The sequence below is a fragment of the Myxococcus sp. CA039A genome, assembly GCF_013336645.1.
GTDB lineage: Bacteria > Myxococcota > Myxococcia > Myxococcales > Myxococcaceae > Myxococcus > Myxococcus llanfairpwllgwyngyllgogerychwyrndrobwllllantysiliogogogochensis.
In genome coordinates this window covers 20,617-36,094 of sequence record NZ_JABUMQ010000002.1, presented here as the reverse complement: position 1 = coordinate 36,094, position 15,478 = coordinate 20,617, and the positions used below count along the sequence as shown (strand labels likewise).

Sequence of the window (15,478 nt, the reverse complement as noted above, 5' to 3'; positions counted from 1 at the left end):
GGACGGAGGAGCGGGAGGAGCCGCGAGCGCAGTGGAAGAAGGAGACGTCGACGGCGGCCTCGGTGGGGCCGTAGAGGTTGTGGACTTCCGCGGAGGCGGGCAGGCGCGAGTGGGCGCGAGCCACCAACTCCGAGGAGAGAGCCTCACCACTGCACACGACGCGACGCAGGCCCGAGAGCTTCTCGAGTCCCGGCTCCTCCAGGAAGGCGCGGAGCATGGAGGGGACGAAGTGCAGGGTGGAGATGCGCTGCTCGGAGATGAGGCGGACGAGGTAGGCGGGGTCCTGGTGTCCACCGGGCTTCGCGAGGACGAGGCGAGCACCCGTCATGAGGGGCCAGAAGAACTCCCAGACGGAGACGTCGAAGGAGAAGGGAGTCTTCTGAAGGACGGAGTCGTCGGGAGACAGGCCGTACTGCTGCTGCATCCACAGCAGGCGATTGACGATGCCGGAGTGGGCATTCATGGCGCCCTTGGGGCGGCCGGTGGAGCCCGAGGTGAAGATGACGTAGGCGAGGGAGTCGGCGCCGGCCAGGGGCGAGGGAGTCGTCGAGGGCTGACGAGAGACAGCGGCCGCGTCGGAGTCCAGGCACAGCACGCGAGAGGCGTGAGGAGGCAGGACGGCCTTGAGGTGCTCGTGGGTGACGAGGACGGGTGCATCCGCGTCCTCCAGCATTCCGGCGAGGCGCTCACGGGGGTAGGCCGGGTCCAGGGGGACGTAGGCGGCGCCGGACTTGAGGACGGCGAGGAGCGCGACGACGAGGTCCAGCGAGCGCTCCAGGCAGACACCGACGAGGACGCCGGGACGAGCACCGAGAGAGCGCAGGTGCCAGGCGAGCTGGTTGGCGCGAGAGTCGAGCTGGGAGAAGGAGAGGGAGGAGTCCTCGAAGCGGACGGCCTCCGCGTTGGGAGAACGAAGGACCTGGGCCTCGATGAGCGAGTGCAGGGACACATCGCGCGGGTAGGACTCCGTGCGGCCCTGGAACTCCACCAGCACCTGTCGCCGCTCCTCCTCACCCATCAGCGGAAGCTGTCCGATGGGGCTCTTCGCATCGCGGGCCACGGTCTCCAGCAGGACGCGGAAGTGTCGGCCCAGCCGCTCGGCGGAAGCAGGGGAGAACAGGTCGAGACTGAACTCCAACGCGCCGTCGAGTCCGCCGTCCTGCTGCTCCATCAGGGACATCGTGAGGTCGAGCCGCGCGGTGTTCGTCGCGGTCTTCAACACGTCGACCCGGACGCCGGGCAGCGCCGGAGGCTGCATGGGCGCGTTCTGCAACGCGAACATGACCTGGATGAGCGGAGACCTGCGGCCCTCGCGCTCGCCGCCGAGCGACTCCACGAGCTGGTCGAATGGGACGTCCTGATGGACGTACGCGGCCAGCGACTCCTCACGGACTCGCGCCACCAGCTCCGTGAAGGTCGGGTTGCCGTCGACGCGGGCCCGCAGCACCAGCGTGTTGACGAAGAAGCCGATGAGCGGCTCCAGCTCTGCTCGGGTGCGCTGGGCCACCGGGCTTCCGATGCAGAAGTCCTGCTGCCCGGAGTAGCGCGACAGCAACACCTCGAACGCGGCGAGCAGGACCATGAACAGCGTGGCCCCTTCGGCGCGAGCCAGCTTCTCCAGCTCCGCCACCAGCTCCGGGGGCAGCGTGAAGAAGTGACTGCCACCCCGAATCGTCCGCGTCGTGGGACGCACGGTGTCCGCCGGAAGCTCCAGCGCGGGAGCCCCGACGAAGCGGGCGCGCAGGGCTTCGAGCTGTCCCTGGATGCCCTCGGAGCGCACCCACTGCCGCTGCCACGCCGCGAAGTCCGCGTACTGCACGGGCAGCTCGGGCAAGGTGGGCTCACGGCCCTCGGCGATGGCCTCGTAGAGCGCGGCCACCTCTCGCACCAGCACGCCCATGGACCAGCCGTCCGAGACGATGTGGTGCATGCACAGCAACAGGACGTGCTCGGCGGGCTCAGTGCGGACGAGCACCGTGCGCAGCATTGGACCGTTCTGGAGGTCGAACCGGTGATGTGCCTCCTCGACCATCCGAGCGCGGAGCGCGGTCTCGCGCGCGGCGGGAGCCAGCGTGCTCAGGTCCTCCACGGGCAGGGACCAGCGCGTCGGCGCGGGTTGGATGCGCTGGAACGGAAGGCCTTCACGGGCGAGGAAGGTCGTCCGGAGCACCTCGTGCCGGAGGACCAGCGCGGCGAAGGTCTGCCTCAACACGTCCACGTCGAGCGCGCCGGACATCTTCAGCGCCACGGGCACGTTGTAGACGGCCTGGCCCGGCTGGAGCTGTTCCAGGAGCCACAGGCGCTGCTGGGCGAAGGACAGGGGCATCGCCTCGTCACGGGCCACCGTCAGCAGCGGCGGCATCGCCGTGCGCGAGGCGTGCAGCATGAGCGCCTCGATTCGCTGCGCCAGCCCCGCCAGCGTGGGGGCCTCGAACAACACGCGCAGCGGCAGGTCCACGTCGAGCCGCGCGCGCACCCGTGTCACCAACTGCGTGGCCAGCAGGGAGTGGCCACCCAGCTCGAAGAAGTCGTCGTCCGGACCCACCCGGTCCACCTTCAGCACCTCGCGGAACAGGGCCGCGAGCTGCTGCTGGAGGAGGGGAAGGGCATCCTCGGAGACAGGCGAGGACGAGGACACTTCCGGCGTCGGCAGCGCCTTGCGGTCCACCTTGCCGTTGGGGGACAGGGGCAGGGCGTCGAGCGCGACGAACGCCGTCGGCACCATGTACTCCGGCAACTGACGACGCAGGTGCTCACGCAGGGCGCCGCTCTCCAGCGTCGCGGGCACCACGTACGCCACCAGGCGCTTGTCGCCCGGTGTGTCCTCGCGCACCACCACCGTGGCTTCGAGCACCCCCGGATGGGTGCGCAGCGAGGCTTCGACCTCGCCCGGCTCGATGCGGAAGCCCCGCACCTTCACCTGGAAGTCCGTGCGGCCCAGGAAGCGGAGCGTGCCGTCCTCTGTCCACCGCACCCGGTCTCCGGAGCGGTACAGCCGAGCGCCCGGCGTGGAGGAGAACGGATGAGGAACGAAGCGCTCCGCGGTGAGAGCGGGCTGCCCCAGGTAGCCCCGGGCCAGACCGTCTCCGCCGATGAACAGCTCACCCGGGACACCGACGGGCACGGGCTGAAGAGCGTCGTCGAGGACGAAGACCTGGGTATTGCCGATGGGCCGACCGATGGAGACGGAGGTCCCCACCTCGTCACCCGGTGACATCCGGTGGCAGGCGGTGAAGGTGGTCCCCTCGGTGGGGCCGTAGCCGTTCACCAGACCCCGGCCACTGGCCAGTCGCTCGCGCACCCGTGGCGCGGGCAACACATCGCCGCCCGCGAGGAGCTGCGGAACCCGGGCCAGGGCCTCCGGCTGGTGCTGCTGCATCTGGTCGAACAGCGCGGCCGTCAACCAGAGGAGCGACACCTCGTGCCGCACGAGCGCCTGGCCCAGCTCCTCCAGGTCCGTCGTCGCGTGCGGGTAGATGACCAGCCGTCCGCCATGCAGCAACGCGCCCCACAGCTCCAGGGTGGACGCGTCGAACGCCAGCGGCGCGAGCTGGAGCACCACTTCCTTGGGGCCCAGGTCGACGAAGCGCGCACCGGTCAGCAGGCGCACCACGCCTCGGTGTGGAATGGCCACGCCCTTGGGCGTTCCCGTGGAGCCGGAGGTGTACGTGACGTACGCGAGCTGGTCCGGTCCGATGTCCGCGTTCACCGCGTGCGTGGGCTGCCGCGCGATGACGCTCCATTCGGAGTCCAGGCTCACCAGGGGCTGCGAGCCCGAGGGGAGTTCGTCCTCCAGCGACGCCTGCGTGAGCACCGCCGCCACGCCCGAGTCCTCGAACAGGAACGCGAGCCGATGCGCCGGGTACGATGGGTCCAGGGGCACGTAGCAACCCCCGGCCTTGAGGATGCCGAGCACCCCCACCACCATCTCCAGTCCCCGGTGGAGGCACACGCCCACGCGCGACTCGGCGCCCAGGCCCAGGGTGCGCAGGTGGTGCGCGAGCTGGTTGGACCGCTCGTCGATCTGCGAGTACGTGAGCGTCCGACCGTCATGCTCCACGGCCACGGCCGACGGCGTGCGGGCGACCTGCGAGGAGAACAGCGCGGGAATCGTCGCCACGGCGGGCAGCTCCACCCGCGTGTCGTTCCAGTCGCGCAGCAGTTGATGACGCTCGGCTTCGGTCATCAGGGGCAGCTGACTGAGGCGCTGCTCCAGACTTCCGCGAGCCACCGCCTGGAGCACCACGCGCAGGTGCTCCGCCATCCGGTGGATCGTCGCTTCGGTGAAGAGGTCGGTGCTGTATTCGAGCTGTCCCTCCAGCGCGCCCTCCCGCTCCATCAGGGAGAGCGTGAGGTCGTAGCGCGCCGTGTCTGTCGTGCACGGAAGCAGGTCCACCTGCATGCCCGTGAGCGACGGCGCCCGCATCGGCGTGTTCTGGAGCACGAAGAGGGTCTGGAACAGCGGCGTGCGCGAGAGGTCTCGCTCCCCGCCGAGGGCTTCCACCACCCGGTCGAACGGCGCGTCCTGATGAGAGAAGGCCGCCAGGGCGACTTCCTTCACCTGCCGCACCATGGTGGCCACGGTGGGGTCCTCGTCCCACTGGAACCGCAGTGGGACGGTGTTGACGAAGAAGCCGATCAACCCCTCCAGCTCCGGCCGTTCGCGGTGACCCACCGTGGTCCCCGTGGTGAAGTCGCGCTGCCCCGAGTACCGCGCCAGCAACGCCTGCCAGCCGGTCAGCAGCACCATGAACAGCGTCGCGCTCTGTTCGCGACCGACGACCCCCAGGGCCGACACCAGCTCCGCGGGCAACGAGAAGGAGTGCATGGCGCCCCGGAAGCTGCGGGACACGGGACGTGCATGGTCCGTGGGAAGCTCCAGCACGGGAGCCTCCTGGAGCCGCGAGCGCCACCAGTCGACTTGCGCGCTCACCGCGCGGTCTTCCATCACTCGCCGCTGCCACGCCGCGTAGTCGGCGTACTGCACCGGCAGCTCCGGGAGCGCCGCGCTCTTGTTCTCCAGGAGCGCGGTGTGGACCTCGGCGACTTCGCGCACCAGCACGTCCACGGACCAGCCGTCCGAGATGATGTGGTGCATGCACAGCAGCAGGACGTGCTCCTGCTCCCCGAGCTTCAGCAGCGCGGTGCGCAGCAATGGGCCGCGCTCCAGGTCGAAGGGACGGTGTGCCTCTTCGCTGATGCGGCGCGCGGCCGTGGCCTCGCGCGCGGAAGGCTCCAGCGCGCTCAGGTCCTCGATTCGCAGCGCCCAGGTCTCGGGCGCGGGATGGACGTACTGCACGGGCCGCCCCTCGCGGGACGTGAAGGTGGTGCGCAGCGTCTCGTGACGACGGGCGACCTCCTGGAAGGCACGGCGCAGCACGTCCACCTGGAGCGTCCCACGCAGTCGCAGCGCGGCGGGCATGTTGAACGCGACGAGTCCCGGCTGGAGCTGGTCCATGAACCACAGTCGCTGCTGGGCGAAGGACAGCTCCATTCCCTCTGGAGCGCGGGGCAGGGCGACCAGGGGCGGCAGCTCGGAGGCGGACGCCGCGAGCGAGGCTTCGAGTCGCTCCGCGAGTCGCGCCACGGTGGGCGCCTCGAAGAACGCGCGCAGCGACAGCGTGCTCCCCAGCCGCGCACGCAGTCGCGTCACCACCTGCGTGGCGAGCAGCGAGTGCCCGCCCAGCAGGAAGAAGTCGTCATGCAGGCCCACACGCTCCACGCGCAGCACTTCGCGGAACACGTCCGCGAGCTGACGCTGGAGCTCCGTCTGGGGGGCCTCGAAGCTGGAGGCTCCCGCAGCGAAGTCCGGGACTGGCAGGGCCTTGCGGTCCACCTTGCCGTGGGACGTCTGGGGCAACGACTCCAGCGCGACGAACGCGCTCGGCACCATGTACTCAGGGAGGCGCTGGCGCAGGTGGGCGCGAAGCGACTCCGTGTCCACGGTGGCCGGCGAGACATAGGCCACCAGTCGCTTGTCACCCGGAACGTCCTCACGGACCACCGCGATGGCCTCACCGACCTCGGCGTGCGCGCGCAGGGCGGACTCCACCTCACCCAGCTCGATGCGGAAGCCACGCACCTTCACCTGGAAGTCGATGCGCCCCAGGAACTCGAGGGTGCCGTCCGGACGCCAGCGCACGCGGTCTCCCGAGCGGTACAGCCGCTCGCCGGGCGTGGAGGCGAAGGGATTCGGGACGAAGCGCTCGGCGGTGAGCGCGGGCTGGCCCTGGTAGCCCCGAGCGAGTCCCGCTCCACCGATGAGCAGCTCGCCCGGAACACCCACGGGCACGGGCCGAAGGCTCGGGTCCACGACGTAGACGTGGGTGTTGGCCAGGGGGCGACCGATGGGAATCGAGTCGCCCAGCGTGTCACCCGGGTTGAGGGGGTGCTGCGTGGTGGCGACGGAGACTTCCGTGGGGCCATAGGCGTTGATGAGCGAGCGGCCCTGGGCCAGTCGTTCCCGCGCCCGGGGCACGGGCAGCACGTCTCCACCCACGATCAGCCAAGGCACCTGGGCCAGGGCCTCCGGTTGATGCTGCTGCATCACGTCGAACAACGCGGTGGGCAGCAAGGCGGCGGTCACTCGCTCCTCGACGAGGATGCGTGCGAGTTCTGTCACCTCGGGCATTTGAGCCGGGTACACGACGAGCCGTGCGCCGGACAGCAGCGTGGTCCAGACCTCCAGGGCGAGCGGGTCGAACGTGGGCGCACAAATCTGGAGGACGACGTCCTCGGGTCCGGTGGCGAGGCTCAGGCCGGACGCCAGACGCAGCACGGCCCGGTGGGTGACGGCCACGCCCTTGGGCATGCCCGTCGATCCAGAGGTGTACGTGACGTAGGCGAGCTGGTCCGGGCTCGTCGAGATCGTCACTTCGTCTGTCGACTGGCGCGCGATGTGCGCCCACTCGGAGTCCAGGCACACGCGCGAAGGCGCGACGGACGGGAGCACCGAGGCGACAGCCTCCAGCGTGAGCACCGTGGAGAGGCCGGCATCCGCGATGACGAAGGCGAGTCGTTGCTCGGGCCACGCCGGATCCAGGGGCACGTAGCTGCCACCAGCCTTCACGACACCGAGCATGGCGACCACGAGCTCCGTGCTTCGCGGCAGGAGCAGGCCCACGCGAGGCTCCGACCCCAGTCCCCGGGCCAGGAGGTGGCGCGCGAGCTGGTTGGAGCGTGCCTCGAGTTCCGCGTAGCTGAGCCCGTGGCCCTGGTGAACCACTGCCACGGCGTCGGGTCTGGCCCGCGCGTGCACGGAGATGCGCTCGTGGAGCGTGGTCTCGGACGGGTACTCGGCGCGGGTGTCATTCCAGGAGACGAGCACCTGGTGTCGCTCGGCCTCGGACATCAGCGGCAGTGCGGAGAGCCGGCGTCGCGCGTCTTCCACCACGCCGCGCAGCAAGCGCTGGAAGTGGTCGACCAGTCGCCGCGCGGTGTCCGGGGTGAAGAGGTCCAGGCTGTACTCGAGCTGTCCCTCCAGGGCGCCCGAGCGCTCCATCAGCGAAACGGTGACGTCGAACTTGGAGGTGGTCGTCGCCGTCCGCAGGAGGTCCACGCTCAGGCCCGGCAGCGCTGGAGGCTGCAGCGGAGCGTTCTGGAGCACGAACACCGACTGGAACACGGGCGTGCGCGACAGGTCGCGCTCTCCGCCCAGGGCCTCGACGAGTCGATCGAAAGGCACGTCCTGATGAGCGAAGGCCGCGAGGGACTCCTCGCGCACCCGGCCCACCAGCTCCACGAAAGTCGGGTCGCCCGCGAGCTGTGCCCGCAGCGCGAGCGTGTTGACGAAGAAGCCAATCAGCCCCTCCAGCTCCGGACGCGTGCGATGGGCCACGGGAGTGCCCACGCAGAAGTCCGTCTGGCCGGAGTACCGCGCGAGCAGGGTCTGCCAGGTGGCGAGCAGCACCATGAAGAGCGTGGCGCCCTCGGACTGGCCCAGCTTCTCCAACTGGGAGACCAGGTCACCCGGCACGGTGAAGAACTCTGTCGCGCCGCGCGAGCCGCGCACGGCGGGACGCGGGAAGTCCGTCGGCAGCTCGAGGACGGGGGTCCCCTGGACGTGCGAGCGCCAGGCTTCGAGCTGGGTGTTCTCGGTCTCGTTCTCCAGCACGCGCCGCTGCCAGGCCGCGTAGTCGGCGTACTGGACCGGGAGTGTGGGGAGGGAGGCCGCGCGGCCCGAGGAGACGGCCGCATAGAGCATGGCGACCTCGCGCACGAGCACGCCCATGGACCAGCCGTCGGAGACGATGTGGTGCATGCACAGCAGGAGCAGGTGCTCCTCGGCTCCCAGTCGGAGCAGCGCCGTGCGCAGCAGGGGGCCGTGCTCCAGGTCGAACGCGTGGTGCGCCTCCTCGGAGACACGGTGCTCCACGGCGGCCTCGCGCGCGGAGGACTCCAGGGTGCTCAGGTCCGCGACCGTCAGGGGCCAGGCCTCGGGCGCCGGATGGATGAGCTGCACGGGCTGGCCATCGCGCGAGGTGAACGTCGTCCGCAGGGGCTCGTGCCGACGGACGACCTCCGCGAAGGTCCGACGCAGGGACTCGACGTCGAGTCGTCCCGTCAGCCGCAGGGCCACGGGGATGTTGTACGCGGCCTGTCCGGGCTGGAGCTGCTCCAGGAACCAGAGGCGCTGCTGCGCGAAGGACACGGCGAGCGCGTCCACCGTTCCGGAGCGAGTCAGGCGCTCCAGGGGCACGCTCTCGCTCGGTGTCGGAGCCGAGCCTTGTAGCGGAGCGATGCGCTCGGAGAGCCGTTCGACGGTGGGCGCTTCGAAGAGGGTGCGAAGGGACAACGAGACGCCGAGCTGAGCGCGCAGCCGCGTCACCACCTGCGTGGCCAGCAGCGAGTGTCCGCCGAGCGCGAAGAAGTCATCCCGGGCACCCACGCGGGAGTGCCCCAGCACCTCGGAGAAGATGCGAGCGATGGCCTCCTCGGTGGGGTTTCTCGGCGCGAGGTATTCGTCCTCGATGACGGAGCGGTCCGCTTCCGGAGCAGGCAGCGCGCCACGGTTCACCTTGCCACTGGGAGTCAGCGGCAGCGACGGCAGCACGACGAAGGCCGATGGCACCATGTGCGGCGGCAAACGCTCCATGAGCGACTGCCGGATGCGCGCCACTTCGCGAGCACTCCGGGCCCCGCGCAACGGGTCGTTCGCGAGTCGCGACACGGGCGTGAGATCTCCAGCTGCCTCCGGGGTGAGGTCGAGTCGAGAGGCCTCGCCGGGGCGTGAGAACACCACGTCCAGGGCGCCGTCCGCATGCGCGCCGGCCCAGCTCACCCGGACGTCGTAGCCGATCATTCCGCCCAGGGCATAGAGGTCCTCCGGCTCCACGCCTCGTGAGCCGGGCCAGTCGCGGAGCACTTCGCGCAGCGCGCCCACGTGCGGCGGCCGGCCGGAGCCGGAGAGCAGCGTGACCAGGCGCGTGTCATCGAGCACTCGGGCGTTGGGCAGGCCGCGCACGGCCAGCATCGAAGGCTGGGCTTCGAGCTTCTGGCGCAGGGTCTCCAGCAACAGGTTGCTTCCATCCACCCAGTCAGGACGCGAGGCCGCGGTGGCCTCGCCCACGTGGAGGATGACCTCGTAGCGGAAGCGGCTCAGCTCGTTGTCGTAGCGACCGTGTTTGGGCAGGACCTCCACTCGGGAGATGCCCGGCACCCGCGCGGGCAGCGAGGTGAAGTACGTAGGCGAGAGGACCAGCTCCTCCTCGGCCAGCACGTCTCGCTGCACGCGGTATTGGAGCTGCGGCGTCGACAGGTTGGGCGGAGCGCGATGCAGGCGCACCGAGGCACGGAAGGACTCCAACAGCTCCAGGTTGCGCACGTCGCCCAGGAAGATGCGGCCCCCGGGCTTGAGCACCTTCACCGCTCCGCTCAGGACCTGGAGCAGGTAGTCGCCGCTCGGGAAGTACTGGATGACGGAGTTCAGGATGACGGTGTCGAACGAGTGGGGCTCGATGCCGGACAGGTCATCCACGCTTCGATGCAGCAGGGAGACGGAGCGAAGGGAGTCGCCCAGTCGTTCCTTCTGCTGCTCGATGCGATCCAACGCGGGCCGGGCGAAGTCCACGCCCCAGTACGCCTCGCACCGAGGCGCCAGCCGGTACAGCAGGAGGCCCGTGCCGCAGCCCAGCTCCAGCACCCGGCGAGGACGCAGGGCGAGGATCTGCCGCACCGTGGTGTCCACCCACTCGCGCATCTGCGGCGCGGGGAGCGGCCCACCGGTGTAGCTGTCATTCCAGCCGGAGATGTCGAAGGTGGGGTCCTCGCTGCGCTCCCCCTGGGCGTAGGTCTCGTCGTAGACGGCCTTCCACTGCGCCGTCTGCTCCACGGTGCCCGACGTGTCCAGGTCCCCGAGGACGACGTACGCCGCCAGGCGCTTGTCTCCCGGCGAGTCCTCGCGGGCCATCACCACGGTCTCTCGCACCGAGGGATGCGTGCTCAACGCCGATTCGATCTCCCCCAGCTCGATGCGGAAGCCGCGAATCTTCACCTGGTTGTCGATGCGGCCCAGGTACTCCAAGTCTCCATTGGCCAGGCGTCGCGCCAGGTCTCCCGCGCGGTACAGCCTGCGTCCGCGTACGGGGCCGAAGCGGTCTTCCACGAAGCGCGCGGAGGTCAGCTCGGGACGCCGCAGGTAGCCACGGGCCACACCTGCACCACCGACGTGGATTTCTCCCGGGACGCCCACGGGCACGGGCTGGCCGAGCGCATCCAGCAGGTAGATTTGAAGGTCCGGAATCGGCGCGCCAATCACGCTGGACCAGGGGCGCTCCACGTCCTCCATCCGCACGGGACGGTAGGTGACGTGGACCGTCGTCTCGGTGATGCCGTACATGTTGACGAGCGTCGGGCGCGCGTCTCCGTGCCGCTCGAACCACGGACGCAGCGCGGCCATGTCCAGCGCTTCACCGCCGAAGACCACGTAGCGCAGGGACAGCGTGGGGAGCGGCCCGCGCGCGGCGGCCTGTTGCTCGGCATGGATGAGCTGGCGGAACGCGGTGGGCGTCTGGTTGAGGACGGTGACGCGCTCGTCCGCGAGCAGCCGATGGAAGGCCTCGGGAGAGCGGCTCACCCAGTACGGCACCACCACCAGCCGGCCGCCGTAGAGCAGCGCGCCCCAGAGTTCCCACACTGAGAAGTCGAACGCGTAGGAATGGAACAGCGTCCACACGTCCTCGGGTCCGAATTGGAACCACGCGTCGGTGGCGGTGAAGAGGCGCACGACGTTGTCGTGCCGCACCATCACGCCCTTGGGGCGCCCCGTGGAGCCGGAGGTGTAGATGACGTAGGCGAGGTCGCTCGGGGCGTTGCAGCGCGGCGGGCGAGGCGCGGGGGTGGAGTCGGACGGCTCGGTGTCCAGACGCACCACGGCGGCACCGGGCGCGGGCACGCGGTCCTCCAGCGAGGTCTGCGTGATGAGGACGGGGGCCTGCGCGTCCTCCAGCATGAACGCGAGGTTCTCCCGGGGATACGACGGGTCCAGCGGCAGGTACGCACCGCCAGCCTTGAGGATGCCGATCAGGGCCACGACGAGGTCCAGCCCGCGCTCCAGGCACACTCCGACGAGGACGTCGGGGCCCACGCCATGGCGCAGCAGCACCTGGGCCAGCCGGTTCGCGCGTGAATCCAGATCGCGGTACGTCAGGTGACTGGACTCGAACGTGGCTGCGACGGCGTCCGGCGTGCGGTCCACCTGCGCCTCGAAGCGCTCCACCAGCGTGCTGTCGCTCGGCGACTCGGTGCGGGGGTTCCAGGCGTGCAGCACGTGCTGACGCTCGGCCTCTGTCATCAAGGGCAGCTCGGCGATGCGCTGGCCGGGAGCGTCCACCATGCCGCCCACCACCACTTCGAGGTGGCCGAGCAGCCGGTCGATGGTCTCCGCATCGAAGAGGTCCGACGCGTACTTGCAGCCGATGAGCAGGCCGTCGGGCCCGTGCGCGGCCTCGAACGTCAGGTCCAGCTCGGTGGTGCGGTTGTCCAGCAGCGACACGCCCAGCGTCAGGCCGTTGCCGACGGCCAGGTCGCGCGGAATGTCGTAGTCGTCGAGGACGAAGGCGACGTTGTACAGCTCGCGCCGCTGCGAACCGGGCTGCACGGCCGCGAGCACGTGGTCGAACGGGCAATGCCCGTGGGCCAGCGCGCCCAGGGTGCTCTGCTTCACCGCCGCGAGCAGCCCCGTCACGGTGGACTCGGACGGGAGCCGTACGCGCAGAGGGATGAAGTTGGTGCAGTCGCCCATCAGCCCGCGAATGCCGGGGACCTCGCGGCCGGAGATGGCGGAGCCGAGCACGAAGTCGGCCTGTCCGCTCCAGCGATGCAGCACGGTGGACAGCGCGGCGACCACGCTCATGAACGGCGTGACGCCTTCACGTCGGCCCAAGGCATGGAACTGCGCCATCAGCGCCGCGGGCAACAGCCGCGAGCGGCGCGCACCGTGGAACGAGAGGCGCTGCGGCCGAGGTCTGTCGGTGGGAAGGGCGAGCAGAGAGGGGGCCTCCGCGAGCGCCTGCTTCCACCACGTCAGCTCCTTCCGGAGTGCCTGGGGCGTGAGGTGTTCACGCTGCCACGCGGCGAAGTCTCCGTACTGGAGCGCCGGCTCGGACAGGGGCGAAGGTTGTCCCGCGCTGAAGGCCCCGTAGAGGGTGGCCAGCTCGCGCGCCATCAGGCCCACGGTCCAGCCGTCGGCCACCAGGTGGTGTACGGAGACGACGAGGGCATGGTCCTCGGCCGCGAAGCACACGAGGCTGAAGCGAAGCAGCGGACCCGTCGCCGGGTCCATGGGACGTTGGCCATCTCGTACGGCCACGGCATCCAGCACGGAGGCGCGGTCCGCGAGGTCATCGGCGTCAGTGACGACTCGCTCGATGGCCACGGGCGTCGGTGCGTGGACGTGCTGGAGCAGCTCACCGTCCTTCGAGGTGAGCGTGGTCCGCAGCACGTCGTGGCGACGGACCAGTTCGTTCAGCGCGCGCTCCAGCGCGGCCGTGTCCAGGTGTCCCCGCAACGTGAAGGCGAGGGGGATGTGGTAGGCGGTCGAGGCCGGTTCGAGCTGTTGGATGAACCAGAGTCGCTGCTGCGCGAAGGAGGCCGGCAGGGGCCCTGTGTTCGCGCTGCCCCGCGCCACCGGACCGGAACGCGGTGCGAGCGAGCCCTGGGCCCCCGTCGAAACCTCTCTGATGAGGCCCCGGAGGCTGACGTCCTGAAGCAGCGTGGCGGCGGAGATGCGCGCGCCCAGGCGCTTCTCGATGCGCACCTGAAGGTCGGCCGCGCCCAGGGAGTCCATCCCCAGTCGGGTCAACGGAGCATCCAGGTCCACGGTGCCAGCGGAGGCACCCAGTACGGCGGAGAGTTCCTCGCGAAGCGCGCGCTCCAGCTCCGCGGAGGACAAGCCCGAAGTCCTCGCGGATGGTTCCACGAGCGCGCCAGCGGAAACCGCCACGTCGGCGCTCGCGGACGGCGCGGTGCCGGACTGAGCGGCCACACCGACACCCACCGTCGATGCCGTGCCGGGCTGAGTGGCCACGCCGACGCCCACCGTCGATGCGGTTCCGGACTGTGCGGCCACGCCGACGCCCATCGTCGACGCGGTGCCGGACTGAGCGTCCGCGGTCCCACCAACGTTCACGGACGAAGCGGTGCCCAGCAGCGACGACCCGGTTGCTCGAGGCTCCCTCTCAACGACCCCAGCGGTTGCATCCCGAGTCGTCCCAGGTGCGCCCCCGAGGTTCAGGTCCGAGCGCCACAGCACGGGCAGCTCGCCCGAGGCCAGGCCCGCCCGGCAGGCGAAGCGCTGGATCTTCCCGCTCGACGTCTTCGGGATGGAGCCGGGCGGAAGCAGTGCCACCGTCCTGGGTTGGACCTCCAGCTCACGGGCAATGCCCTGCCGCACCGAGTCCGCCACGGCGGTCAGCGCCTCGGTGTCTCCCGACTCCGCAAGCTCGCGCGCTACCTCCGCGACCACCGCGAGGGCCTCACCCTCCGGCGTCTCGATTCCGAAGGCCGCCACGCCACCGGGCCGCACGCGCCGATGCGCGCGCTCCACCACGGCCTCCACGTCCTGCGGGTACAGGTTCCTACCCCGCAGGATGATGAGGTCCTTGCGACGCCCGGTGACGATGAGCTGCCCGTCATCGAGGAGCAGTCCCAGGTCCCCCGTGCGCAGATAGGCAGGTCCGTCCTCGGCGCCCACGGGGCGTGCCTGGAACGTCTCCTGCGACTGCTCGGGCTTGTGCCAGTAGCCCAGCGCCACACTGCCGCCGGACACCCAGATTTCGCCCACTTCACCCGGAGCCCGCTGCACCTTCGTCTCGGGATCGACGATGAGCAGCCGCTGCTCGGCCAGCGTCGCACCGCAGCTCACATGCGCGCGGACGCCCGGGGTCTCCGGAGATGCGAGGACAGCGGTGCCACGAGACAGCGAAGCCTCGTCGAGCACGTGCACGCGAGGAACGCGGCCCTTCTGCTCACCGGTGACGATGAGCGTGCCCTCGGCCAGCCCATAGCAGGGATAGAACGCCTCGCGACGGAAGCCCGCCGGAGCGAACACCTCCGCGAAGCGGTCCAACGTCGCGGCTCGAATGGGCTCCGCTCCGCAGAACGCCACTTCCCACGAACTCAAGTCGAGCGCCTTCACATCCTCGGAGGTGGCGCGACGCGCGCACAACTCGAAGGCGAAGTTCGGGCCTCCACTGACGGTGCCCCGGAAGCGGGACACGGCCTCCAGCCAGCGCATGGGACGCTGGAGGAAGGACATCGGTGACATCAACGCCACGGAGAAGCCGCCGAACAGCGGCTGGAGGATGCCGCCAATCAGCCCCATGTCGTGGTACGGCGGCAGCCAGATGACGCCCACGCTGTCGCGGCGCACCTGGAACGCACCGGAGATGAGCCCCAGGTTGTGCAGCAGGTTGGCGTGGGACAGCATCACGCCCTTGGGCGTCCCCGTGGAGCCCGACGTGTACTGGAGGAACGCCAGCGTGTCGGAGCCAAGGTCGGGCTCGCGCCACGCGTCCTCGCCGCCCACGGGCAGGTCATCCGTGGACAACCACTGAAGCGCTCGGAAGTCCGGCGCCTGTTCGAAGACGAAGTCCGCCAGGCCCAGGATGCCCGACGTGGTGAGTACCACCGTCGCCTCCGCGTCCTGGATGATGGCGCGCAAGCGGGGAAGGGTGCGCTCGAGCCGCGTCGGGTCCGGCGGATAGGCGGGCACCGCCACCGCGCCCGCATACAAGCAGCCAAAGAAACCCGCGAGGTAGTCGAGCCCCGGCGGATAGAGCAGCAGCACTCGCTGGCCCACGGCCCCACGCGCTTGCAGCGCGGCGGCGATGCGACGTGCCTGGCGCTCCAGCTCGGGTGCGGTCAGCGCGGCTTCGTCGCCGTCCGACTCTCCGAGGAAGGTGTAGAGCGGCTGCCGCGACGACTCTCCGACTGCGCGCACACGGAGGGCGTCATTGAGGATTCGAAAGGGAGCATGCAT

The 15,478-nt window shown here is 70.1% G+C and carries 1 protein-coding gene (cut by a window edge); it reads right to left on the bottom strand.

The genetic code is table 11. The features are described from left to right. Positions 1–15,478: the 5' portion of a non-ribosomal peptide synthase/polyketide synthase gene (locus HR086_RS00485; RefSeq protein ID WP_174464524.1), read on the bottom strand. 31,214 nt of this gene lie to the left of the window's left edge; 15,478 of the gene's 46,692 nt are visible here — the first part of the coding sequence; the start codon lies at positions 15,476–15,478; its stop codon lies off the left edge, out of view.